We start from the raw sequence: 22913 nt of genomic DNA on the forward strand, positions 1-22913 counted from the left end.
TCTTTGCCGCAGACGATCAAGAATCTTATCCTCGGGTTGCTAATGACATTCATCGCGATCTTCTCGATTCCCATGTTCTCTGTCTTGAACCGGCCTATGATGGAATAGAGGTCAGGTGGAACGTCAACCTCGCCTCTCCCCACTATGGCAACGGCACATGGGGATGATTCCTCTCCCAGAGAATAATCACCTTTTATTGGAGGCCAACCCGATGATTTGTAATCCAATCTCGTTCACCAATTGCTTAGTTAGGGGGTCTGTATAGATAGATATTTCGATTTTTTTAGAAATTACACCACTGATGCAATGTTCGGGATTTCATTTAAATTGCAATATATTATCATGTGCCTGGATGTTCATGTATTTCGTTTGTTGCAGGAAGGCCTTCGACATGTATAAATATCGAGCATCTGATTTTTTAACGGTGTTGGTATGGTCGATTACGACGCGATATCAGATAGGATAGTTGAGATCCTCGGTCTCAAAAATCCTCCGGTGGCCGTGACCCTGATCAAGGATGGCATGGAGGTGCCTTCTAAGTACAAGGTACCTGAGAAGAATATGAGCCATTGCCAGACCATCATGGCTGCGAGGAAGGGAGAGTTCCTCTACATACCTGCGGACAAGCATGGATGCACGGTAGGTGCATCCAGTCTTGGATTGGTGGAGACCCCAGAAAAAGTCAAGTCCGGTGAGTTCCACCACAACATCAAGATGTTCGGCTCTTCCGATGCGGCGAAGAAGATGATCGACGATCGATACGAGTTCGAGAACGGTTCGAACATAGCAACTGTTGTATCACCACTGAAAGGAGCGATACTTGAGCCCGATGTGATCATATTGGTCGGATTGCCGGAACAGATATATTGGCTCATTCCAGCGTACACCTTCAACGAGGGGGGAAGGGTCGACATTTCTACCGCCGCGTTCCAAGCCACATGTGTCGATTCCACGATCATACCCATCCTAACGGGAAAAATGAATCTCTCGCTTGGATGCTTTGGTTGCAGAAGGCGGACCGATATCGCTCCAGAAGAGATGCTAGCAGGGATACCAGCAGGAAAATTGGAGGAGGTCGTCGCAGCCCTGGAGATAGTGGGAGATGGCCCTATCCAAAAGGCAAGGAAACTGGATAAGTAGTAGTCCGATCAACTCAAGGTTCCCCCCCTGGACTACCTATACTTCATTTTCTTGAAAATACCGCATTCAGCTCTGCAATTCCACAATCTGTCATATCGTCCTAAGGTTATGGAGTCGGCATCTCACGGGGCTTCCATTTCTTTTTTCCGACAACGATTAATACGTTTCATCCCAATGTATGCAACATAGGTCTCGAATATGCCCCTGAATGACCATCAAATGAAACACTGTTTCAAAAAGGGGTGTTCACTTGGATGAAACAGATATTCAAATACTGAAGTTATTGAGACGTGATTCAAGGCAGAGCCTTGGTAAAATGGCCGAATCCATTGGCATTTCCAAGGCGACCATTAGCCGAAGAATTACTAGGATGGAAGAGAACGAGATAATCTCCGGCTATACGGTCATGACCAATGTCTCAAAAATGGGGGTCATGAGAGCTCTGTTATTCTTGAACGTTACTGGAGCATCATTGACCAGGATAATCGATGATATGCGGAAGTTCAAGGAGGTGGAGTTCATCCACAAGCTCTTTGGGGACCACAGCCTGCTTTGCGAGGTCTATGTTGCGACGGTCGATGATCTCTATCAGCTCATCCAGGATCATATCCTGAAGATACCTGGAATCCAGAACGTCGAGGTGGACATACTCATCGATCGCATCGATATGAACCCTGATGCGGAGTTCTCTACGATCACCACCTCTAGTTCCATCTATTGATAGAATCTCATCATACTCAGAAGGATATGAGGAAAGTTATTATCGAATTATTACTTTGGGGCGAACATGAAGCTCGGTCCGGCTCCAAAGACATACACCATAGATGGACACAGGACAGTTGCTCCCAAGGTCACCTTGGAAAGAGTGGAGCCTCTATGCGATGAGATGGGCGTGACTCAGATACTTGACATAACGGATCTGGATAGGATCGGAATACCGGTATTTGCCGTCTCTAGACCATCAGCCGGATTGGGTGCAGTGACGGTATACAAGGGGAAGGGGGCTTCTAGAGATCAGGCTAAGGTATCTGCCCTGATGGAGACGCTTGAGAGGTACAGCGCCGAGATGAATAACCATCCGATGGAGATAGATTATCTGGAGAGATTCCTTGCCTCAGGCGATGCTGTCGATCCGAGGGATTTGGTGCTCCCTCAAATGACGGCATTCCATATCATGCACCAGCCTATCGCCTGGACCAAAGGTTACGATCTGATGAGCGAGGAGGAGGTATGGGTACCAGCGAGTGCTGTGTTCCATCCCTATTTTCCGACGCGAGACATGCCTATATTCCGGTCTCATACAAACGGACTCGCATCTGGGAATGTGATGGAGGAAGCCATACTCCATGCCCTCTGTGAGGTCATTGAAAGAGATTCCTGGTCGATCTGTGATTTCCACAGGAGAGTAGGCGGGGATGTCGATATCCCTGATGGAACTGGTATTGTGAGTAAGCTCTTGGAAATGTGCGAGAAGAACGGTGTCCATATTCACCTCAAAGATCTGACAAGCGAAGTTGGGGTTCCCACCATCGGAGCAGCCTGCGATGACCTCGAGACCAAGGATCCCAATTTGCTTACTGTGGGTGTTGGAACACATCTGAATCCTGAGGTGGCCGCAATCAGGGCGGTCACCGAGGTAGCCCAGAGCAGGGCTACTTTCCTTCACATACAGCTTGATAGACCAGAAGTAGGGAATGCCAATCGTCAGATGGGTTACGACAAGATCAAGGCCCTTAACCGGATGTGGTTCCTCGATTCCGAAGAGAAGAGGGACATTGCGGACTTCCCCTACCTTGACACCGATGATATATACGAGGATTTACAGGTTGTGCTAGATGAATTGGAGCGAAGGGGGTTCCAAAGAGTGGTTGTAGTGGACCTCACTCGCCCGAATCTTGAAGTTCCCGTGGTTAGGGTAATTGTACCCGGGATGGAGGTTTACACCATGGACGAGGATCGGGTGGGACCCAGGCTCATAGGTAGAAGAACATGAGCTACCGTGCGGTCATGGTAACTACACACTTGTGGCACCCCTGCCACAAGATGAGAACCTTCAACAATGTTAGAGCATAACTAGTAAATTTTATATATCTAAATCGTTGGATGGATGCATTAACTCCCTAAATCTAAAGGCAGTTTACACACCCTTATTTCACGATTGCTGAATACCCTTTTTTTCTCATCAATTGTTTATTAGTGGATGGACTATCCATCCACAATCAACCTTATAAACCCTCATCCTTTATGCAGTCCCCGCAAGGCGAACGATTACTCACTGATAAGGTTATCCTAAGTGTGAGTATCTTGCAAAAAAGGAGGTAATAGATGGCGAAATACAAGGACAAAGTGGACTTGTATGACGACAGGGGTAAGCTGCTAGAGTCTGACGTGCCACTGGAAGCCATTAGTCCTGTGAACAATGCTGCGATCATTAGGATCGTTTCCATGGCCAAGCGAACTGTGGCCGTGGACCTCGCTGGAATTGAGAAAGCTCTCAAGACCGGCAAGGTAGGTGGAGGCGCTATTAAGGGTAAGGAACTAGACCTTCCTATTGTAGCCAACTCTAAAAAGATCGCTGGCATGGTTAAGGACATGGTTATGGTCTCCGATGGAGACGGCACTGAAGTCAAGCTGCTAGCCGACGGGAAGAAGATGATAGTCGTCGTCCCCGAGGCAAGGATGGCTGCCGGTGTTGAGTATACCACTGGTTTCACATCAACTGCTGCGGCCGTTACCCACGCCGTCATCGAGAACTTCGACGTAGACATGTTCCTCGCGAACATGGTCAAGGGAGCTGTGTGGGGGCGTTATCCTCAGACTCTTGATTTCCTTGGAGCTAACATCAAGACGATCCTCGACGTTCCGCAGAAGAACGAGGGATCTGGCTACGCGCTCAGGAACATCATGGCCAACCACATTGTTGCTCTCACCGGAAAGAACGCCATGCAGACCGCTGCTCTCTCATCACTATTCGAGCAGACTGCAATGTTCGAGTTGGGTGACGCTATCGGGCCATTCGAGAGAATGCACCTGCTGGGCCTGGCCTACCAAGGACTTAACGCCAACAACATGGTCTACGAGATGGTCAAAGAGAACGGTAAGGACGGCTGCGTCGGAACCGTTATCGAGTCTCTCATGGAGAGGGCCATTGAGAACAAGGTCGTAAAGGTGAAGGAGACTCTGCCTTCCGGATACAAGGTCTATATGACAGAGGACATCCCTATGTGGAATGCCTATGCTGCAGCCGGAATGCTCGCCGCTATCATGGTGAACATTGGTGCTGCTAGGGCTTCACAGGGCATACCGTCCACCTGTCTGTACTTCTGTGACCTTCTGGAGCACGAGACTGGTCTACCCGGTGTCGACTTCGGTCGTGCCATGGGTACCTGTGTGGGTATGTCATTCTTCTCCCACTCGATCTATGGTGGTGGCGGACCTGGTCTGTTCCATGGGAACCACATCGTGACTAGGCACTCCAAGGGATTCCTTATCCCCGCGGTTGCTGCTGGTTGCGCACTGGATGCTGGTACGCAGATGTTCTCTCCCGAGATGACATCTGGCTTGATTAAGGACGTATTTGGTGAGATACGCGAGTTTAACTCACCGCTTCAGGTAGTCGCCGAGGAGGCTGCGAAGCTAAAGTGAGGGTGGCTAATGTCGGATATCTCTACAGAAGCTGTACCACTTCCTGAAATCATGATCTTCCCCAAGCGTCTGCTCAATGCTGACACTACGGAGAAGTTGCTGAACAGGATACACGGATTGAAACATGTACGACAGATCAACCTACACGGAGAGAGCCTTCCCGTTGTCGTCAATTATGGTCCCGGAAAGGGACACAAGGTGGACCATCCCCAGAGGAGGGTCATTGAGGTCAAAGGGGAGAAGATGGAACTCCGGGTTCAGGTTGGAAGGATATTTGTCGAGGTCGACGATATTGACAACGTACAGGAAGTGAGTGATGAAATCGAGCGGATATGTGATGAAATCCTGCCGTTTGATTTCTATCTTGAAGTTGGAAGATATTCGAAATTTAAGCCGACTCTTACCGACTATTTGAGAGGATTGAGGTGATTTAGATGGCGTATAAGAGACAATTCTACCCGGGTGCTTCCCTGCCTGCCAAGAACAGGCGACGCTTCATGGACCCCACTCAGGAGATGAAGAAGCTCCGAGAGGTCGCAATGGAGGATGTCGTAAAGATTCTCGGCCACAGGGTCCCAGGTTCAGAGTATAAGAGCATTCACCCGCCCCTTGAGGAGGGAACCGAGCCAGACTGCCCCATCAGGCAGATGGTCAAGCCCCTTGAGGGAGCCAAGGCTGGCGACAGGGTCAGGTATGTTCAGTTCACCGATTCTGTCTACTTCGCCCCCATCGCCCCATATGTGAGGGCATGGATGTACCTGTCCAGATGGAGGGGTATCGATACTGGTACTCTTTCCGGAAGGCAGATCATCGAGATGAGGGAGAGGGACCTTGAGAAGCTCGCTAAGGACTTGATCGAGAACGAGACCTTCGACCCTGCCAAGACTGGTATAAGGGGTGCGACCGTGCATGGTCACGCCTGCCGTCTTGACGAGAACGGTCTCATGTTCGACGCCTGGCAGAGGTACGAGTGGAATGCCGATAAGGGGGAGGTCGAGTACACCAAGGACCAGGTAGGTATTCCCCTGGACGTTCGCGTTTCCGTGGGAAAGCCCGCTACCGATGCAGACCTTAGGTCCCGGACTACGATCTTCCGTGCCGATGGCGTGGACATGAACGACGATGAAGAGGTTACCAACGTTAACCTCAGAATCCACAAGCTCAGAACCCTGAGTGGATTCCAGCCATGGAAGGTTAAGGAGTGATCAAGATGGCAGTAGAGAAGGAGAAGCTTTTCATAAAAGCCTGCAAGAAGAAGTTCCCCGAGGAACCCACAGAGGTCAACACCCACTTCTACACCTTCGGCGGATGGAGACAGATGATGAATCAGGATATCGGTGTGCCCCTTGGTCAGAGATCCTGGATGCCTTATCAGCTCTCCCACACGGACCTGTTCGTGGAGCCCGATGACCTGCATGTCATAAACAACGCTGCTATGCAGCAGTGCTGGGATGACATCAGGAGGACCGTCATTGTCGGTCTGGACATCGCCCACCAGGTGCTGGAGAGGAGGCTTGGTGTTGAGGTTACTCCCGAGACGATCAACCACTACTTGGAGACTGTGAACCACACAATGCCTGGTGGCGCGGTCGTTCAGGAGCACATGGCTGAGATTTCACCCGCCCTGGCCTGGGACTGCTATGTCAAGGTGTTCAGCGGAGACGACGAGCTGATGGATCAGATCGACAAGTCATACCGCATAGACATCAACAAGGAGTTCCCTGAGGACCAGGCAGAACAGCTGAAGGCTGCCGTGGGCAAGGGCCTGTACCAGTGCGTTAGGGTCCCGACCATCGTCGGAAGGGCCATGGATGGAGGCACCGTCTCCAGGTGGTCCGGTATGCAGATCTCGATGGCTTTCATCTCCGCCTACAAGCTGGCGGCTGGTGAGGCAGCTATCGCTGACTTTGCGTACGCGTCCAAGCACGCCGCTGTGCTGCAGATGTCAACCATGATGCCTGCCAGGAGAGCCCGTGCTGCTAACGAGCCTGGTGGTCTGCCGTTTGGTTTCCTCGCTGACATGACCCAGTCATTCGCGAAGTACCCCGACGACCCAGTCAGGGCTGCTTTGGAAGCCGTAGCAGTTGGTGCGGTCATTTACGACCAGATGTACCTCGGAGGATACATGTCCGGAGGTGTCGGTTTCACTCAGTATGCGACCGCCGCCTACACTGACAACATCCTGGAGGACTACTGCTACTGGGCCGGAGACCTGATCAAGGACAAGTACGGTGGCTTCGTCGGAATGAAGCCCCAGATCGACAAGCTCATGAAGCTTGCGACAGATGTCAACACCTACTCTCTTGAGATGTACGAGAGGTACCCCGCCGCTATGGAAGCCCACTTCGGTGGATCCCAGAGGGCGAATGTTGCGGCTGCTGCTTCCGGTATCGCTGGTGCGATGGCAACCGGTAACGCAGACGCTGGTCTCAACTGCTGGTACCTGTCAATGATCCAGCACAAGGAGAGGACCGGTAGACTGGGCTTCTACGGCTACGACCTGCAGGACCAGTGCGGTGCGACCAACTCGCTCTCCTACAGGAGCGACGAGGGTCTGCCCATGGAGATCCGTGGAGCGAACTACCCCAACTATGCAATGAACGTGGGTCACCAGAGCGGTTACACCGGTATCCCCAACGCCGCACACGTGGCGAGGGGAGATGCCTATGTCTGCAGCCCACTCATCAAGGTCGCTTTCAGCGATCCCAGCCTGCCCTTTGACTGGGCAAACATCACGAGGGAGTTCGGCCGCGGCGGTCTGAGGGAGTTCAGGCCTGCTGGTGAGAGAACCGCTGTAATACCACCGGAGTGATCCTTTGGAAGTTGGTGACTACGCTAGGTACGTGAACACCGGGACCGTCGGTATCATCCAGGACATCAAGGATGATAGAGACGTGACTTGGGCATTGCTCGATGTCACCGATCTATACTATGATGTCGAAAAGCTGGAGAAGGCGTCCCCGGATGAGTACAAGCGTGTCACCGATAAGGAGAAGACTCTGGATGAGAGACTGCAGGAGCTCCGCGACATGCGAGAAAGCATGGTGGAATTCCTGACGGACTACGGCGATATCTCACCCGACGGAACTTAAAACCATTTCCCCATTCTTTCATTTTTTAATTGGATGTTTTAGCCGTTGCTCTATTAGGCTTTAAATTGAAAAAGAGATAACAAGTCTTCCGTCCAAGGCAATTCAGATTCTCAGACTTTCATGTCAAATCCTACGAGTATGCTTGCTAGCTGGGAATCGTCGTTCATCCCTTGTGATTTCCTGAGGGCGAAATCACCTAGGGGGGACGGACTGCATGAAACAACGTTGCATATCCCTTCCAATGCCTCTACCTCGGGGAAGCTTACCGGAGGCATGAGGAAGTATTCTCTCTCCTTCGGCTTGAGGTCTTTGTATATGATGAAGTCCTCGGAGAGGAAAATCACACTATCATCATCATGGTAGTTGGTGTCATCAGAGGGTATGATCTCCTTACCCATTATGATGCCATCATCTCCGACCAGTAACACCGTCGGCTCTGGAGGTGGTCTAAATCGTTTATCCTTAATGATGCATATCACATGCTGGCGGTTCAAACATTCTTCGATCCCAGTATTCTTGACGTCAAGGTCCAGCGTGGCTTTGATCTTTGACTCGATCTCGTTCAGTTTCTCCATGATCTCCCCGTCCACGGGGAATGTCTCGATGACTCCCTCCATCGATCGAAGGAGTCCAACAACATCCTCTAGTACATTCATACCAACAAGGGAAACACCTGAGGTATTTTATATATAGCGTTTCCATGCAAGAGCCATGAGCCTGGCACTACTGGCAAAGCAGAGACCACCCGTCGCTAGGGCCCTGTACAAGTTAAAGAACGAGGTTTTTAAATCCGGAGCACTCACTGTGAAGGAGAAAGAACTGATTGCGGTAGCTCTTTCATGCTTCATCAGATGCGAAACCTGCCTTCAGTTCCATGCCGACCGTGCAAAGGAAGCCGGTGCCACCAAGGATGATCTCAGGGAGGCGATGGACGTCGCGTTGTATCTCGGCGGTCCCAGTGTTCTAATCTGGTCACCGATCATAGACGAGATCGTATCCGATGATGAATCAGAGGAATAGACTCAAAGACTGAACTCTATTAGAACGTTCCTCGCAAGAGCCAGACCAGAAGCCACCTCAACGCATTTTATCACAGCTATAGGGAGAGGGCAAGTTGCATGTGACAGGATCTCCCCCGCAATTTCAAAGACCTTGTTCTCGCAGTAAGGCATCTTGAGGGCTGAGAAGGGTTCTACATCCCCCAGAGCATCATTGAATTTCTTCACGTTAGGACACTCACTATCTATTTCGAATCTGACCTTTCCATCAATTAAGTAGGCCGATATGTAGCATCCAAAGCGACAAACACCTGAGTCAACATGAGCCTTTACCAAAGGCACCCTAAGTTCATCTGAAGCGTTCAAATAATCACTCTTCCCGATCTCTCTTTATTCGGTGCAGTATCTCGAAAACAGGTCCTTTTGTTATATCCACCACGCTAATGACAGCAACGGCTTCCCTGTTCTTCATTATGGGAACCGCGACCACAGGGACGCCGGCATATGCTCCGCTTGGAGCAGTCTTCCTGACTATACAGTTCCTTCTTAGAGCTTCTTCCATTACTGGGCCGGTGTAATCCGTATCGATTATACCGCCTCCCTCGCACCTTACGCCATACTGATTTCTGCTTCTCATGGATAGGGGGAGTCTTCCTACAAGCTCGTGAACTGCAAGTGCCAGACATTTCAACTCCTCTGCACCAGTGTCACGGGAGATGATCTGGGATCCTTCTTGCCAGCATTGAGCAGAATCTGATCCTAATGCGAGAGAGGCCGAAACAGCTCCTCTTTCAGCGACGTCGTAGGAGAGGCCAGAACCTACAATGATCACATCGTTCTCCTCAATTTCGAATGCTTCAACAAGAGGTCTCAATTGCTCTTTAGGGGGATGTTGAGAATCTCCCGGAAAGGAGAGCTCGCCGTCTCTAAACACCAATGTGGTAGCTCCTGCCGCCCCTGCTCTCACGGCTTCATCCCGCTGATCGCAGCCCAGGGCGATCAAGTGAGCCATTCCCTTGATGAGAACCGCGCAGTCAAACGCGCTCAGGGTCAACTCCCCCATGTCAACCCTTTTTGCCTGGATATCGAAGGAAATGAACTTCCTTATACCGCTCTCGGTTAAGATTGCCCCCCGTCTAGTGTTCTCTACGCTCCCTTCCTTCACCAACTTTTCAAGAACGGTCCTCGTACTTCCCTCACCAACCCCCAACTCCTTGGAGAGAGCCTTTCTTCCTATTGGTCCCTTATTGTTGATGATCTCGTAGGCCTTCCAAATATGATAACCAGAGAACTTGGGAGTAGGGCCGCCCCCCGCGTAGGAGTTCAACCTCAGAGCCATCAAAGGATGGATAATACATCCATCCTAATAAATCATATGCAGAATTCCTTCAATATAATAGTTTCTTAGAGTAAATCATCGTTGTTAAGACCGATATCTGGAATTAGTCTCTAATCACCGTTAACTTTTTTTAGAAACCTTTATTATCATTATAAGCTTACGCTCTTTTGTATGCCAGACAACTCCGATCCCTTCATAATAATCGAGGATGTGACTAAGAGGTTCGATGGCACTCCAGTTCTCAGGAACATTAGTGCTGAGATACGCCCAGGAGAGGTACTTGGGCTTATCGGACGCAGCGGTTCTGGAAAATCAGTTCTCATTCACATGCTCCGGGGAAGTCCGGATTACAGGCCTGATTCTGGCAGAGTGCTATATAGAATAAGTCATTGCGATTCATGCGGCTGGATAGACATCCCCAATGGTAAGAATTGCACCATGTGCGGTTCTTCCACAAGTAAAATGGATATCGATTTTTGGGAACTCGATGATCGTAATCCTCTGAAACTTGCCATGAAACAGAGGATAGCTATCATGCTGCAGAGGACATTTGCACTCTACGGCGAGATGACCGTTATCGAGAACATCTTCGAGGCCATGGGAGAAGGGGTTGAAGAGAAGAATAAAGTGAACAGGGCAATTCAACTACTGAAACTTGTGGACCTGACTCACCGTACCATGCACATCGCCAGAGACCTCTCAGGGGGGGAGAAGCAGAGATGTGTTCTCGCAAGACAATTGGCCAGAGACCCAATACTCTTCCTGGCAGATGAGCCAACGGGCACGCTAGATCCCCAAACCGCCGAAATCGTGCACAAGACACTCATCGATGCGGTGAAGGATACTGGTATGACCATGGTTGTTACATCTCACTGGCCAGAAGCGATCAAGCTCCTTTCCGATAAGGCAATTTGGCTCGAGGAGGGCGAGATAAAGGACCAGGGTGATCCGATCAAGGTCACCAATAAGTTCATGGAAGGGTATGAACTCACAACCGATCATGAGGTCGAGATGGGTAACCCCATCATCCGGGTGGAACATGCCAAGAAGTACTTCTACTCCATCCAGAGGGGAGTAATAAAAGCCGTTGATGACGTCACTTTTAATGTCGCCGAGAAAGAAATTTTCGGTCTTGTGGGTCTTAGCGGTGCTGGAAAGACTACTCTCTCGAAGATGATTGCTGGCATTCTCGATCAAAAGTTGGTAGCAGGAAGGATCGAGAAGGACCTCAGTATCACTGTTGGTGCCACGGAGACCAGTTCTGACACATACATCCAACCCGGGGCGCATGTAAGAATCGGAGATATTTGGGTCAACATGTCCGAGTACGGACCAACTGGAAGAGGAAGGGCGACGCCTTACATCGGGCACCTCCACCAGGAATATTCCCTATATCCATTTGACACGATACTGCAGAATCTAACGGTATGTATAGGAATGAAGATGCCCGCAGAGCTGGCAAAGATTAAGGCCATCCAGGTTCTGAAGGGTGTGGGCTTCACAGATAGAGAGGTAGAGCGCATACTATATGCATACCCAGATACGCTGTCGGTAGGCGAGAAGCAGAGGGTGGCACTAGCCCAAGTGTTGATCAGGGAACCCCGGATCACCATCCTTGATGAGCCGACAGGAACAATGGACCCCATAACCAAGATGGCGGTCGTTGACTCGATTCTTTCCGCCAGGAAGGAGCTCGGTGAGACCTTCTTGATTGTGAGCCATGACATGGACTTCGTTCTCAATGTATGCGACAGGGCAGCTCTCATGAAGGACGGAAAGATCGTCGCATTGGGTGACCCTGAGGAGATCATCCCCCACCTCACCGAGAAAGAAACCAAGATCATGTTCGGTGGCGGTGTTGAGGCTTGAAGTCGCGGATCGGCCGACATCTGAGTTTTGTCGAATGCAGGGAGACCAGGGGACTGGGTGTAGGCGGGGGTCTTGCCCAGAGGGCAACCATCTCGGAGAGCGGTAGGGACGTTGTGGCAGTGGCAATGGGCCCCGGAAAAAGACATATTACCAAGCCCGTCTGTGAGATAACATATGCATTGAGAGAGGAGGGCATAGATACTTCGGTCATCGTGATAAATGCCGGGTCAGGAGTACCGGCGGATGCACCTGATGTCAGTACAGGATCCCTTTTTGGATTGGATCCTATCGAGGTTGCTCGAATACAGCAATTCAACCTTGCACTCATACATCTGGGTAATGTCAAGAATCACATCATCTATAAGGCCAGGCTCATCCTCAGAAATGTGGATATTCCAGCCGTGATCGTCTGTCAAGCGCCAGTGGACTTCGAGGACTTTGCCAATATCGGCGTCAAGACGCGGTATGTCATGCCCAAACCTGAACATACTGGAACAAAAGGAAAGATCATGGATATCGTTACCGGTGTGGTTCGAGGGGTCACCTGCCCCCAGAACAAGCTGGACGAGATCGTTTCCAAAATCAATAGGAATCTCGAAGCGACAAAGAAATAGTCGATTTCGATCATTCAAGGTCGAATCCAACAAGATGCGTCCAGTGCTTGGTATTCTCGTAATCCATCAGGCATCGGATGTGGTGATCGCTGAGAGTGGATATGCTTCCTGATGCCACTCTTGCGACGCCATCGATATCTTCGATATACTTGAATTCCAGGTTTGGCATCACAAATATGGGATCCCCCTCTACCTCCAAATGCGTGTAGATAACGAAATCTTCGGATAGGAAATGGACATCCTCCTTTCCCATCAATTGGCTCCTCTTCTCTTCATTCACGAACTCGCCAATGATGTTGCCCTTCTCATCCACCATGATCAAGGGCTGGGAATCTCCCAGGACAATGGTGTCCGACTCGAATACTATGACTATGGAGATATCCCTGCTCAATGATTCCCAGACTCCTAGATTCCTGAATGGCATCAGCCCGCCCGCAGCGCCATTGGTCTCAGCTTCCCTCTCCAGTTGAACGATTTTCTCCTTAAGTTGAGGGTCAAGAAAGATCATATCGATTACCCCCGGTAGTTGTCTAATTCTAGCTTCGACTTGGGTAAGGATGTCTTCCCTGTCCATCGCCTCTGGAAGATACTGCCGATTAATAAAGATATCATCGGATAGATAATGTATCATTCGTCCAATAAAATAACAGAAAGAGATGAACACGACAATTGCCTCATTGAAATACTCAAAATTACGAATTCGTCTTTGCTCGAATACAACGAGGACAGGTTCTATTGCGAAAGTTTGAGGTCCTAGTGAGAAACCTCTTTCTTACTTATTCCAACCTCGAAAATCATGATTTCCCATCCAGCAAATATGTGGAGGGAAAACATATTTAGTTCCGCTCGCAATGCTGGATGTGCATATGATCATCACTGTCAATGGAAAGGTCATCGAGGCGGATGATAATGCTGTTCTAGGTGAAGTGATTAAAGATCAAATCCATCATCCTGGCTCGAAGATCGCTATCGTTAGATCTGCGGACCTTGTTAAGAAAGAGACGACCGATTTCGAGCTAGTTACTTCCAAGGGATCCATGATACTCAGGTTAAATGATTCCCGTTTTGCCCACATTGTAGAGGATCTGATCCCACAAATCGTTGGTCTGGCCATAAGGTGGCGAACCTCCAAACTGCTGGCAATAGGGTCCTTTGGTACCGATATAGAAGTGACCAGAGGGTCATTCAGGTTCAAGCGATACGATTGTTTCTTCTCCCTGGGGGGATTCGACAGCACCACATCGTACTTCATGGTCGCCAAGGTCGATCACCAAGGTCAATACGGTGTCGATGGAGGGGTGTTTGGAAGGATCACCAGGGGAAGACACCTTCTGAAGGAACTTGATGAGGGCGATAAGATCCTGGAAATCAAACCTATTGTATTGGAGATGAAAGAGAAGGACGCCTTCGTGACCGATGATCTCGGAATCAAGCTTGAGGATGGCATGTCCATAGAGACACATGTTTCGGTGTCCCTCTCTCCCCAGTCCCCGGTGAGTTCTGAGCACTTCCTGGTGCTTTCAAGGAATGGACATATTCCTATCACCGAGACAACCTCTACATACAATGCATGCTCAAAGAACCTGGATGTCTCATTGATGGCCGAGAAGGTAATGGTCAGGGACGCGAACATCGTTACCGTGAGGCACGATGGTGCGGGCGAGGGAAGAGTCTACTTTTACAAGGTGAGGAGGCAGCTCAACCCCTCTCATTCTCTGGTAGGGGAAGTCGTGAATGGGAGGGAACTGATCCGATTGGTAGGGATGGGGTCCGATGTTACCGTTACCACCGACCCTCCCCGAATAATGACCATAGGGATGACCCAGAGTCAAGGTCAAACTTTCCTTGAGAACATGGGGTATACACAGGTAAGGACTGGTCTGGAGAACGACGATTCTATCATCGTTGAACAGGAGCCAGAACTTACAATGGACGTTATCGGAGGGAAGGAGGTCGAGACCTTCGGCGTACCCGCGGACGCAATCAACGAGTGGGAGTTCTCGGAGGATATCTCGCCCAGGGCCGTCCACTATATCAGAAAGATCACTGGTCTGAACCATAAGCCAGTGGGAACATTGAAGGTGCATTTCACCTACCCAGGAATGCCCCTTATTACTTTCGAGGGCAACCAGAAGGAAGGGTTGAATCTGATTCCCGAGAAGAGTTTTGGCCAGGTCTGCAGAAAGGGCGAGATAGGAGTCACAAACCAGTCTCGGCCACAGAAAGGTTTGATAGGGATGAGGCTTGACGATAGTGATGAGTTCGGTCCCACGGGAGAGGAGAGATATGGCACCAACATCGTGGGAAGCATAGTCAGCCCCCTCGAGAGAATGATGAAGAATATCAAGGACGGTGACGTAATATACGTCAGGGAGGTTCCTGCTGAAGGAGAGGAGGAAGGATGAGCGAGGAGACCGAGACAAGGTTGATCGTGGTCGCTCCCGATTCAGAGATCACCCCAGACCATGTTACGCGGTTCATACACGCGCTGGAACTCCCCATCACCGTTAAGGAGACCTGCTACGGCGCCATCATAGAGGGCAAGAGGGAACTGGTCAGGAAGGCGCTGCAGGAGGTGAGAAAACTGGATCCAAATCGTATCTGCTCAAAGATCAGGGGGTTTCCCATGGGAGACATGAGGAGGTGTCGTGCTCACCATGGATCCCGTCCAGGCTTTCCTCAGCTGGAAAAGGAATGGGAGCTCCTACCGCTCATCGCAGAAGGACTCAGGTCGGCGGAGCGGGGTGAGAAGATCGAGGAACCGGAGCGCAAGGTAAAGCTGCCTGTGAAGGAACTCAAGAAGATCGTTGAAGAGGTTTCACAATGAAGATATTCATAGACCCTCCAAATAGCCTGATACTCTATGATCTGGTGGAGAGATTTGGGCACGAACCGCTCAGTACAATGGGTGCACTGAGGGAGAAGGTCAACACCCTGGAGATGGATTCACCACCATTGAACATCACTCACGAGGATGTCCAGAAAGGCTTAAAATATGCAGGCATCGAAGTACCCTCTGGGATTCGTGGGAGGCTGGCGGTCTTTGGACCGTTGGTGGACGAGGCCGAGGCCGCCATAATAATGGAGGATCCGCCCTATGCCTTTGGTTGCGTGGGCTGCCACCGGACCACTTTGATGCTGAAGTACCTGATAAGGAAGAGGAACATTCCCTTGCTGGAAGTCAAATATCCGACCAGTGAGGACGAGGCAAGGACCATGGTAGGGAAGATAAAAGAATTCTTGGAGGGCCTATCATGATCAAAATCGCGCAGCTATCTTGTGGTGCGGAGTATAGTGGTGTGCAGTCGGAGATAGAGAAAGCGGCCAACAGCGTCGGGGCGAAGATGGTGTACCCAGACATCGACTATGAAGAGATTGACCGCGCGGTGGAGGAGTTTGGATTCGATCCCGCCTCACCCACTCTCCGCATGATGATCGCCAGAGCCATGCATCTGGTAGAGGGAAGATACGATGCGGATGCGGTGTTCATAGCTACCTGCTTCCGATGTGCCGAGGGTGCCCTCATAAGGAACGAAGTAAGGCGATTCGTGCAGGAAAACTCCCGGTTACCCGTTGTCACCTATTCTTTCACTGAGAGAACCAAAGCCGGTCAGCTGCTGACCAGGATGGAGGCCCTGGTCACCATTGTGGAGAGGAAGGAACTCCTGGCCAGGGAGCGTCAGGTGGGCTTGACCGCTGGTATCGATTCCGGATCTACCACCACCAAGGTATGCATCCTCCGGGACAATGAGATCATCGGGAAATATTGGCTTCCGACAGGTGAGGTCTTGAACTCAGCCGATACCAGTTATGAGAAGGCGCTTGAGATGGCCGGAGTAAAAGCCAGGGATATTGAGGCGATAGGTGTCACTGGCTACGGCCGTTTCATCATTGGAAAGAAGATGAAGGCCAAGCTTATCCAAGAAGAGCTAACGGTCAACTCAAAGGGAGCAGTATGGCTTGCTGACCGTCAGGAGGGAGAGGCCACCATCATCGATATCGGGGGAATGGACAATAAGGCCATCACGGTCAGGGACGGCATACCAGACAATTTCACAATGGGCGGAATATGCGCCGGTGCCTCTGGTCGTTTCCTGGAGATCGTGGCCAAACGCCTTAGAGTAGAGATTGATGAGTTAGGCGCTCTCGCAGACAGGGGCGATTGGAGGAAGGTGAACATGAACTCCTACTGCTCGATCTTTGGAATACAGGACCTGGTCACCTCCCTGGCCGAGGGAGTTTCCATCGAGGATGTGGCAGCGGCTGCCTGCCACTCCGTAGCGGAGCAGGTGTATGAGCAACAATTGCAGGAGATCGATGTCAGGCAGCCAGTGATCCAGGTGGGAGGTACCTCGTTGATATCGGGCATGGTGACTGCGATAAAGGACATGCTAGGTCAGCAACCCATAGTTCCCAAAGACTCCCAATTCATAGGCGCAGCAGGAGCGGCACTTCTTTCTTCGGGGTTCCTTGAGGGTCAATGATGAAGGTAACTGTCGAGGGCCATGAGGATTGGGGGAATCAGAGCTACGATGAGCTCTTCCGGAGAATACTCTTGGACCTGGGCATAACCAGAATGGTCGATGAGGTCCACATGATCATCGAACCCGAGAACTCATTCTTCCTTATCTCCCTGAGGGTTCGCACCGCCACCGGTGCTAAGAGCGTATCTGAGGTAGCAAAGGTGGAGCAAAAACCAGAAGGGGCCATGCTGACAATTACTAACGAGCTGTACGCCCCCAGGTTACTGGCAATGCTCTGGCGAGACTATGGGAGGCAGAGGGTCGACCAACTCTCAAGGTTCGAGCTTATGGTCAGAGGGGTAAAAGCAGAAGAGCTGGGTGAGAAGATGCTAGACCCCGGAGAGGAGCTCAAACAGAAAGTGCTGGATGCCGTATGGAGGCTTCTTCCAGAAGGCCTGAAGGTAAGGCACAACATCTATTCTGAGGGCGTATTGACCATTGCGGCCACTGAGCATACTATGAAACAGGATTGGAAGGATTTGGCCGAGAAGATACATGCCGAGTTGGAACTCGGAAGGGAGGCGGTCTGATGTACGAGGTCATGATGTTCGACGGCGGCGTCTACCGAATCAAAGAGTTCTACGAACTCGTGGAGGACGTGGGGGGTTTCATAATCCAAAAGAGCCAAGCCCAGCAGACCATCACAGTCACCCTCGCAATCCCTGAAGAAGAGAAAGTGGTCATCGAAAAGAAATCCGAGGAGCTGGGTGGAAGGCTGATAAACGTTCCCCTTGCAGGCACGGAGATCGCCGTGGTGGCCCCGACCTTGGGAAGGCACCATATGCCACACCCGGTCTGCGATATCGCCGAGCATCTTCGTCGCTACGGGGCCATAACCGTGGTGATGGGACTGGCAAGGGGAAAGGGCCGGAAGACGGCACAGATAACCGCCGACGAGAAGAGGATCATCGAGGAGTACGACGCAGCTGTTTTCGTACTTGGCAACTTCAAGGACTGCATTGTTGAAGAGAAGGTGCGCTTGTTCGAGGAGATCGAGATCCCAGTTGCTGTGGTTTGTGGTCCTGAACTGGAAGAACTTCCTTCTTGCGAGGCCCTGGTTTGCGGCATAGGTCGCAAGGCAGAGAGGATGCGACGCGCTGAAGAAATCGAGAAACTTGAGGAAACCGCTCAGGCTGTGGAGAGGATCGTTCGGAATCGTCGTAAGGAGTTGGATGAGGATCCCCTTTTCGTCCATCCAGCTGAGATAAAACAGGCCATCGAGGATCTGGAACCCGTTCAGGACAACCTCAGACCGGCCCCCATCGTGCTGCACTTGAATGGCCTCCGGGTGAAGATACCCTACGCGGAATGGAGAGATACCCTTTATGAAGTCGAGATCTACGGCAGGAAACTGGGTGAGATCGCCAATATCCGGGATGCCAGCTTGACGGGCTCGACACTCATAGAGATTCTCACGAAATGCGAGGTAGAGGATAGAGACCGCAAGATGTCCAGCTGACTCCACAGAAATTCTTAAGTCCTTTCCAACAGCTGAGGTTATGGGGGTTAAATGAAAGTCCTGGGAATCTCTGGAAGTCCGCGAAAGGAAGGAAACACAGAAATCCTTGTCAAGAAAGCCTTGGATGCAGCAAAGGCCAATGGTGCCGAAGTGGAGTTCATTGGTCTGGCTGGTAAAGATATCAAGGGGTGTATCGCCTGCCCCGACTGTGGCAAGAACGGTAAGTGCGTGATTGAAGACGACATTCAAACCATATACCCAAGGATGGAGAAGGCGGACGTCATCATACTGGGAACCCCAATCTACTTTGGCCAGATGACGGCTCAGACCAAGACTCTGATGGACCGGACATACTTCCTCCATAAAAGTGGAGGGAAACTTAGAGGCAAGGTGGGTGGGGTAATAACCGTCGGAGGAAGGGCTGGGCACGACTTCACCGCAGTAGCCCTCATGGAATGGTTCACGATACTGGGCATGTTGCTTCCGGGGAACTCCTTTGCGGAGTCCATGTCCCGAGAGAAGGGAGCAGCGGCAAATGATGAGAATGCGGTCAAGGCGGTTGAATCTCTGGCCATTAGGATGATGAATCTAAGAGAAAAGCTCGAATGATCGATGCCAGTCGTGTGAATTGCATCGACGAAATCGAGGAGGCTGCTCGTCAGTGACGATCGGATCGTATATATTAATACTGCAGCTGGAGCGAGAATATTCCATGATCGTGGGCTCACTGGGAATGGTCCCATTCCCCAAGGGCAGGTATGCCTATGTGGGCTCGGCCATGGGAGGTTTGGAAGCAAGGCTGCGGAGACACTTCTCCACCAGTAAAAAGAGGAGATGGCACATAGATTACCTACTTGAAAAGGGAAATGCTGTCCAGGCTTTCTATATCCCTTCTGAACATAAGTTGGAGTGCTTCCTGAACAAGTTGGTATCGATCCTTCCTGGGTCACTGCCTATTAAGGGATTCGGGGCCTCCGACTGCACCTGTCGAACCCATCTTCATCAAATCTCAGAAGAAGGATACCGAGATCTTATCACCATGTTCGGGAAGGATCTCACCTGGTTCGCCTGGGACCTTCTTGACGAGGGTTAGGAAAACCTATTTCGGGAGGGGATTCGGTATACTTTCCTAATGTTGCTTGGAGTCGCAGGATTCTCGAACCAGGGGAAGACCGAGCTGGTCATCAGGATCGCATCAGAGCTTTCCGCCAATGGATACGAGGTTGTCACCATCAAACATGCCCATGAGGGAGATCTACTTCCTGCCGGAAAGGACACCACCAGGCATCTTGCAGCAGGTGCCAAGATTTCCATCGCGGTATCACCAGATGGATCCGCCCTTTACTTACAAGAGGGATCCCTTGAATCCTCGCTAGAACTTGCCAAGAAAGTATCCTCACCCGATATTATTCTTGTAGAGGGTTTCAAGGGTAGCTCAATTCCAAAGATAGTCCTGGGAAACGCAGACGCACAGGGCAAGATCATTGCAAGAGGGAAAAGTCCCGATGATGTCTTCGATTCTGCTATGGCCTATATTGAACGAGGCATTAGCATCGAAAGGACATTGAACAAACTTCCAGGTTTGGATTGCGGGGGCTGCGGATTCGAGAACTGTCGTGGTTTGGCCGAGGCATTGGTCGATGGAAAGGCCGATGTCAATGATTGCACGAAACAGCATACGGGAAGAACACTCATCAAGGTTGACGGGAAGATATTGCCCCTGGGGCCGTTCGTGGACGAGATAGTGACCAACACCATTCTTGGTATGGTTTCCTCCCTCAAGGGTGGGGAGAGTGCGGGAAGCGTGATCATTGAGATTGATACCTCGATGGAATAGGGGTTCAGCGACACCCATTGATGATCTCTAATCCCTGAAGAGAACATTCCAAAGGATATTCTTGATTCCAGACTTCCTTTGACCACAATTCAGTGAATCCTATGAGTTCTGGAGATCTTTTCAATACCGTAAATGCTTAAATTCACTCATATTACCTCGAAATCAAAATAACCGGTAGAAAATCCCATTTCTAAGTAAAAGATGGGGTTTACAATGATGATGGGACTCCCTTAATAGGCTTCTTCCTTTCCATTACCCAAGGTATTTATACAAAGCTTCACGTAATAACATTGCCCGTGGCGGAAAGCGTCTGGCAAAGTAGGAAAGGACCTGCTGAGATTAACATTGAAGCAACCTTATCCGAACATCATCAGAGGCCTGGAAACCTCGATCCGAACCGGATATCCATCGTGCTCCGATGGACAGGGTAAGGACTCATCTGAGCACCCGATCACCCGAAAGGGTTGAAACGGGCCGCGGATGGAGATGAGCGGTAGACAATGAACCGAAAGTCATTTTGTGGAATGACCAAGGTCATGTCGCTGATTGACCATTCGCCCGCTAACTCGGGCTATTTTCTTAGTATTACTTTATTATTCGAACTCATTTCTCATCGCTCTATAATATTCGAAAAAGCATTCCGAATATCATAATAGTCTTAGGTATATTGCCATCTCGATAAAATAAATCTCAAACAACGTTTTAATCGCTTCCAGTCAACCTCGTTTTCGGGAGATTTAAAATAGGATAAACAGTATGGGCTGATGTTCTTATAGTCACCCTATAGGAGGGTCTCGGATGGTAGCAGTTGAGGACTCGATTCAGAAGGTTCCGGCCTCCGTGGTGAAGAAGTTAGAGGCCGCCATTGGTAAGGAAAATGTCAAGATCAGCAAGTTCGAGAGATTACTCTACAGTCACGACCTCGCCCCGCTGCCCAAGGAGGTACAGCTGGGCTTCAAGAATGTTCCGGATATCGTGGTGAAGCCATGTTCGACGGAACATGTACAGAAAATCGTGAAGATCGCCGCTGATGCGGGCATGCCGGTCACTCCCAGGGGAAGTGCGACCTGGGGACTTGGTGGGGCAATGCCTGCTTTTGGCGGGATACTCATCGATCTCTCTGGCTCCCTGAACAAGATCATCAAGATCGACAAGGATAACCTCTGTGTCACTGCCCAGGCTGGAGCAACCTGGAAGGAGGTGTATGAGGCCTGTCTCGAGCAGGGACTTCTGCTGGGTGCCTACCCAAGCAGCTTCCCCAGCGCTACATTGGCAGGATGGATATCGACTGCTGGCATTGGTATTGGTGGATACAAGTACGGGTCGGCGGGTCATGAGATCCGCAACATGAAGGTTGTCATGCCAGATGCCACAATCATCGAGACCGGTTTCGACAAGGTCTGCGACAACGGATCTGGTTACAACCTCAACTGGCTGATGGTTGGTGCAGAGGGGACATTGGGCGTTATCACAGAGGTCACTTTCAAGCTAGAGCCAGGTCCAGAGGTCATGAGGGCGCTGGCTTATGAGCTACCTTCGGTGGAGGCCATGGGGGCACCCCTCATGGAGTTGTGCCGTTCAAGGATCGTCCCGCTCCACATTCAGTTCTATGATGGTGCGCACTTCGAGATGCTTCGAAAGGCTGGAAAGCACGCACCGGAGGTCACATCCCTACTCACTCTTGAGCTAGAGGGAGACGAGGCCATGGTGAATCATGAAGAGGCAGCCATTGATGCTTTGCTGGTGGAGAAATACGGGGCAAAGAAATTGAGCCCCGAGTATGCCGAGCATGAGTGGGAGGAGCGCTGCTATGAGTTCCGGGCCAGGGAGATGGGGCTAGGTCACATCCCGGGTGAGGTTGTGGTGCCCTTGATTGACTTCTCAGAGTTCACCCGGAAGACCCTCGACCTGATGGATGAGTTCAAAATGCAGGGCGGTATGACTGGAATGGTTGCGGATCGCAACACCGTCATGTTCATGCCCTATTACTTCTTTGATCCATCTGATCCATTATCGATGACTTCATTCGCCTTCAACAAGAAGTTCGCTGACCTATCCATGAAGTATGGAGGTCGCTCACTTGGCTTTGGTATGTTCTTTGCTTCCACACTCAAGCCCATTAGGGGAGAGGGTGCCAAGTACATGAAACGGATCAAGGATGCCGTCGATCCGAAGGACATAATGAACCCAGGAACCCTTCTTGCCACCGTCACCAGGCAGAACATCACCATCCCAACCCAGCTATTCAACATGGGAATGCTTATGATGGCCACCGCCAAGAAGATGATCCCCCGGGATGATGTGGTCGGAGAGAAGGCTAGGCAATACGAGACGGAGAGGGCTAAGAAAGAAGCCCATGAGAGGCGCTGAAGCCTCTCCACATCTCCTTTATTTCGT

Annotated in this window: 26 protein-coding genes; 21 read left to right on the forward strand and 5 right to left on the reverse strand. The window is 50.7% G+C overall.

The window, feature by feature from the left end:
- The coding region (locus tag GKC03_07300) for a tetrahydromethanopterin S-methyltransferase subunit A (GenBank protein NYT12335.1) at positions 1-227 on the reverse strand (227 nt) is incomplete at its 3' end.
- Positions 228-432: 205 nt separating this feature from the next.
- Between GKC03_07300 and GKC03_07305 the strand changes: the two genes are divergently transcribed.
- From GKC03_07305 to GKC03_07340, 8 genes are all read left to right on the forward strand, one after another.
- Positions 433-1140 (forward strand): DUF169 domain-containing protein, encoded by a 708-nt coding sequence (locus GKC03_07305; protein NYT12336.1) that lies wholly within the window; start codon positions 433-435, stop codon positions 1138-1140.
- Between the two features lie 250 nt (positions 1141-1390).
- The gene (locus tag GKC03_07310) at positions 1391-1861 is read left to right on the forward strand and encodes an Lrp/AsnC family transcriptional regulator (GenBank protein ID NYT12337.1); all 471 of its coding nucleotides are present in this window, start codon (positions 1391-1393) and stop codon (positions 1859-1861) included.
- Positions 1862-1927: 66 nt separating this feature from the next.
- On the forward strand, positions 1928-3133 hold the full coding sequence (locus GKC03_07315; GenBank protein NYT12338.1) for a YcaO-related McrA-glycine thioamidation protein: 1206 nt from the start codon (positions 1928-1930) through the stop codon (positions 3131-3133).
- Positions 3134-3465: 332 nt separating this feature from the next.
- Positions 3466-4785 carry a coenzyme-B sulfoethylthiotransferase subunit beta gene (mcrB, locus tag GKC03_07320; protein ID NYT12339.1) on the forward strand — a complete coding sequence of 440 codons (1320 nt, stop codon included), beginning with the start codon at positions 3466-3468 and terminating at the stop codon, positions 4783-4785.
- A gap of 9 nt (positions 4786-4794) precedes the next feature.
- Positions 4795-5214, forward strand: a complete 420-nt coding sequence (gene mcrD / locus GKC03_07325) for a methyl-coenzyme M reductase operon protein D (GenBank protein NYT12340.1) — start codon at positions 4795-4797, stop codon at positions 5212-5214.
- A gap of 5 nt (positions 5215-5219) precedes the next feature.
- A complete protein-coding gene (gene mcrG / locus GKC03_07330) occupies positions 5220-5990 on the forward strand; it encodes a coenzyme-B sulfoethylthiotransferase subunit gamma (protein ID NYT12341.1) in 771 nt (256 codons plus the stop codon).
- A gap of 5 nt (positions 5991-5995) precedes the next feature.
- Complete coding sequence (gene mcrA / locus GKC03_07335; GenBank protein NYT12342.1) at positions 5996-7597, forward strand: coenzyme-B sulfoethylthiotransferase subunit alpha; 1602 nt, start codon at positions 5996-5998, stop codon at positions 7595-7597.
- A 4-nt stretch (positions 7598-7601) separates the two neighbouring features.
- Positions 7602-7877, forward strand: a complete 276-nt coding sequence (locus GKC03_07340; GenBank protein ID NYT12343.1) for a DUF2098 domain-containing protein — start codon at positions 7602-7604, stop codon at positions 7875-7877.
- A gap of 110 nt (positions 7878-7987) precedes the next feature.
- On the opposite strand, the gene GKC03_07345 is transcribed toward GKC03_07340, so the two are convergent.
- The gene (locus GKC03_07345) at positions 7988-8533 is read right to left on the reverse strand and encodes a hypothetical protein (protein ID NYT12344.1); all 546 of its coding nucleotides are present in this window, start codon (positions 8531-8533) and stop codon (positions 7988-7990) included.
- Between the two features lie 55 nt (positions 8534-8588).
- Here GKC03_07345 and GKC03_07350 point away from each other — a divergent pair, with 55 nt between their 5' ends.
- Positions 8589-8897, forward strand: coding sequence for a carboxymuconolactone decarboxylase family protein (locus GKC03_07350; GenBank protein ID NYT12345.1), 309 nt, complete (start codon positions 8589-8591; stop codon positions 8895-8897).
- A gap of 2 nt (positions 8898-8899) precedes the next feature.
- On the opposite strand, the gene GKC03_07355 is transcribed toward GKC03_07350, so the two are convergent.
- Complete coding sequence (locus GKC03_07355) at positions 8900-9241, reverse strand: hypothetical protein (GenBank protein NYT12346.1); 342 nt, start codon at positions 9239-9241, stop codon at positions 8900-8902.
- Positions 9242-9245: 4 nt separating this feature from the next.
- Positions 9246-9887 (reverse strand): DUF2111 domain-containing protein, encoded by a 642-nt coding sequence (locus GKC03_07360; protein NYT12347.1) that lies wholly within the window; start codon positions 9885-9887, stop codon positions 9246-9248.
- A gap of 498 nt (positions 9888-10385) precedes the next feature.
- Between GKC03_07360 and GKC03_07365 the strand changes: the two genes are divergently transcribed.
- Both GKC03_07365 and mcrC read left to right on the forward strand, forming a co-directional pair.
- The gene (locus GKC03_07365) at positions 10386-12083 is read left to right on the forward strand and encodes an ATP-binding cassette domain-containing protein (GenBank protein ID NYT12348.1); all 1698 of its coding nucleotides are present in this window, start codon (positions 10386-10388) and stop codon (positions 12081-12083) included.
- On the forward strand, positions 12080-12697 hold the full coding sequence (gene mcrC / locus GKC03_07370) for a methyl-coenzyme M reductase I operon protein C (protein NYT12349.1): 618 nt from the start codon (positions 12080-12082) through the stop codon (positions 12695-12697). The genes GKC03_07365 and mcrC overlap by 4 nt, the downstream gene beginning before the upstream one ends.
- Before the next feature lie 10 nt (positions 12698-12707).
- Here the strand turns inward: mcrC and GKC03_07375 are convergent, their stop codons facing one another.
- Complete coding sequence (locus GKC03_07375; GenBank protein NYT12350.1) at positions 12708-13271, reverse strand: hypothetical protein; 564 nt, start codon at positions 13269-13271, stop codon at positions 12708-12710.
- Positions 13272-13548: 277 nt separating this feature from the next.
- Here GKC03_07375 and GKC03_07380 point away from each other — a divergent pair, with 277 nt between their 5' ends.
- The 10 genes from GKC03_07380 (at position 13549) to GKC03_07425 (ending at position 22886) form a co-directional block, all read left to right on the forward strand.
- A complete protein-coding gene (locus tag GKC03_07380) occupies positions 13549-15102 on the forward strand; it encodes a methanogenesis marker 3 protein (protein NYT12351.1) in 1554 nt (517 codons plus the stop codon).
- Positions 15099-15524 carry a methanogenesis marker 6 protein gene (locus GKC03_07385; protein ID NYT12352.1) on the forward strand — a complete coding sequence of 142 codons (426 nt, stop codon included), beginning with the start codon at positions 15099-15101 and terminating at the stop codon, positions 15522-15524. Before GKC03_07380 ends, GKC03_07385 begins: the two co-directional genes overlap by 4 nt.
- Positions 15521-15955, forward strand: coding sequence for a methanogenesis marker 5 protein (locus tag GKC03_07390; GenBank protein NYT12353.1), 435 nt, complete (start codon positions 15521-15523; stop codon positions 15953-15955). The genes GKC03_07385 and GKC03_07390 overlap by 4 nt, the downstream gene beginning before the upstream one ends.
- The gene (locus tag GKC03_07395) at positions 15952-17181 is read left to right on the forward strand and encodes a methanogenesis marker 15 protein (protein NYT12354.1); all 1230 of its coding nucleotides are present in this window, start codon (positions 15952-15954) and stop codon (positions 17179-17181) included. Before GKC03_07390 ends, GKC03_07395 begins: the two co-directional genes overlap by 4 nt.
- A complete protein-coding gene (locus GKC03_07400; GenBank protein NYT12355.1) occupies positions 17181-17750 on the forward strand; it encodes a methanogenesis marker 17 protein in 570 nt (189 codons plus the stop codon). Before GKC03_07395 ends, GKC03_07400 begins: the two co-directional genes overlap by 1 nt.
- Complete coding sequence (locus tag GKC03_07405) at positions 17750-18679, forward strand: methanogenesis marker 7 protein (GenBank protein ID NYT12356.1); 930 nt, start codon at positions 17750-17752, stop codon at positions 18677-18679. The genes GKC03_07400 and GKC03_07405 overlap by 1 nt, the downstream gene beginning before the upstream one ends.
- A 51-nt stretch (positions 18680-18730) precedes the next feature.
- Complete coding sequence (locus GKC03_07410; protein ID NYT12357.1) at positions 18731-19288, forward strand: flavodoxin family protein; 558 nt, start codon at positions 18731-18733, stop codon at positions 19286-19288.
- A 103-nt stretch (positions 19289-19391) separates the two neighbouring features.
- Entirely contained in the window at positions 19392-19772 is a 381-nt protein-coding gene (locus GKC03_07415) for a GIY-YIG nuclease family protein (GenBank protein NYT12358.1), read from the forward strand.
- A 39-nt stretch (positions 19773-19811) separates the two neighbouring features.
- A complete protein-coding gene (mobB, locus tag GKC03_07420) occupies positions 19812-20516 on the forward strand; it encodes a molybdopterin-guanine dinucleotide biosynthesis protein B (GenBank protein NYT12359.1) in 705 nt (234 codons plus the stop codon).
- A 798-nt stretch (positions 20517-21314) separates the two neighbouring features.
- Positions 21315-22886, forward strand: a complete 1572-nt coding sequence (locus GKC03_07425) for an FAD-binding oxidoreductase (protein NYT12360.1) — start codon at positions 21315-21317, stop codon at positions 22884-22886.
- Positions 22887-22913 lie beyond the last annotated feature (27 nt).

Source organism: Methanomassiliicoccales archaeon (genome assembly GCA_013415695.1).
Lineage (GTDB): Archaea > Thermoplasmatota > Thermoplasmata > Methanomassiliicoccales > JAAEEP01 > JAAEEP01.

What these genes read in the sequence shown, in the direction of transcription:
- mcrB (NYT12339.1), top strand. Translation starts at nt 3,466, where the DNA reads ATGGCGAAATACAAGGACAAAGTGGACTTGTATGACGACAGGGGTAAG.
- GKC03_07315 (NYT12338.1), top strand. Translation starts at nt 1,928, where the DNA reads ATGAAGCTCGGTCCGGCTCCAAAGACATACACCATAGATGGACACAGG.
- GKC03_07410 (NYT12357.1), top strand. Translation starts at nt 18,731, where the DNA reads ATGAAAGTCCTGGGAATCTCTGGAAGTCCGCGAAAGGAAGGAAACACA.
- GKC03_07385 (NYT12352.1), top strand. Translation starts at nt 15,099, where the DNA reads ATGAGCGAGGAGACCGAGACAAGGTTGATCGTGGTCGCTCCCGATTCA.
- GKC03_07305 (NYT12336.1), top strand. Translation starts at nt 433, where the DNA reads ATGGTCGATTACGACGCGATATCAGATAGGATAGTTGAGATCCTCGGT.
- GKC03_07425 (NYT12360.1), top strand. Translation starts at nt 21,315, where the DNA reads ATGGTAGCAGTTGAGGACTCGATTCAGAAGGTTCCGGCCTCCGTGGTG.
- mcrD (NYT12340.1), top strand. Translation starts at nt 4,795, where the DNA reads ATGTCGGATATCTCTACAGAAGCTGTACCACTTCCTGAAATCATGATC.
- GKC03_07360 (NYT12347.1), bottom strand. Translation starts at nt 9,887, where the DNA reads ATGGCTCACTTGATCGCCCTGGGCTGCGATCAGCGGGATGAAGCCGTG.
- GKC03_07380 (NYT12351.1), top strand. Translation starts at nt 13,549, where the DNA reads ATGCTGGATGTGCATATGATCATCACTGTCAATGGAAAGGTCATCGAG.
- GKC03_07400 (NYT12355.1), top strand. Translation starts at nt 17,181, where the DNA reads ATGAAGGTAACTGTCGAGGGCCATGAGGATTGGGGGAATCAGAGCTAC.
- GKC03_07405 (NYT12356.1), top strand. Translation starts at nt 17,750, where the DNA reads ATGTACGAGGTCATGATGTTCGACGGCGGCGTCTACCGAATCAAAGAG.
- GKC03_07395 (NYT12354.1), top strand. Translation starts at nt 15,952, where the DNA reads ATGATCAAAATCGCGCAGCTATCTTGTGGTGCGGAGTATAGTGGTGTG.
- GKC03_07390 (NYT12353.1), top strand. Translation starts at nt 15,521, where the DNA reads ATGAAGATATTCATAGACCCTCCAAATAGCCTGATACTCTATGATCTG.
- GKC03_07365 (NYT12348.1), top strand. Translation starts at nt 10,386, where the DNA reads ATGCCAGACAACTCCGATCCCTTCATAATAATCGAGGATGTGACTAAG.
- GKC03_07350 (NYT12345.1), top strand. Translation starts at nt 8,589, where the DNA reads ATGAGCCTGGCACTACTGGCAAAGCAGAGACCACCCGTCGCTAGGGCC.
- mcrA (NYT12342.1), top strand. Translation starts at nt 5,996, where the DNA reads ATGGCAGTAGAGAAGGAGAAGCTTTTCATAAAAGCCTGCAAGAAGAAG.
- GKC03_07375 (NYT12350.1), bottom strand. Translation starts at nt 13,271, where the DNA reads ATGGACAGGGAAGACATCCTTACCCAAGTCGAAGCTAGAATTAGACAA.
- mobB (NYT12359.1), top strand. Translation starts at nt 19,812, where the DNA reads ATGTTGCTTGGAGTCGCAGGATTCTCGAACCAGGGGAAGACCGAGCTG.
- mcrG (NYT12341.1), top strand. Translation starts at nt 5,220, where the DNA reads ATGGCGTATAAGAGACAATTCTACCCGGGTGCTTCCCTGCCTGCCAAG.
- GKC03_07415 (NYT12358.1), top strand. Translation starts at nt 19,392, where the DNA reads ATGATCGTGGGCTCACTGGGAATGGTCCCATTCCCCAAGGGCAGGTAT.
- GKC03_07345 (NYT12344.1), bottom strand. Translation starts at nt 8,533, where the DNA reads ATGAATGTACTAGAGGATGTTGTTGGACTCCTTCGATCGATGGAGGGA.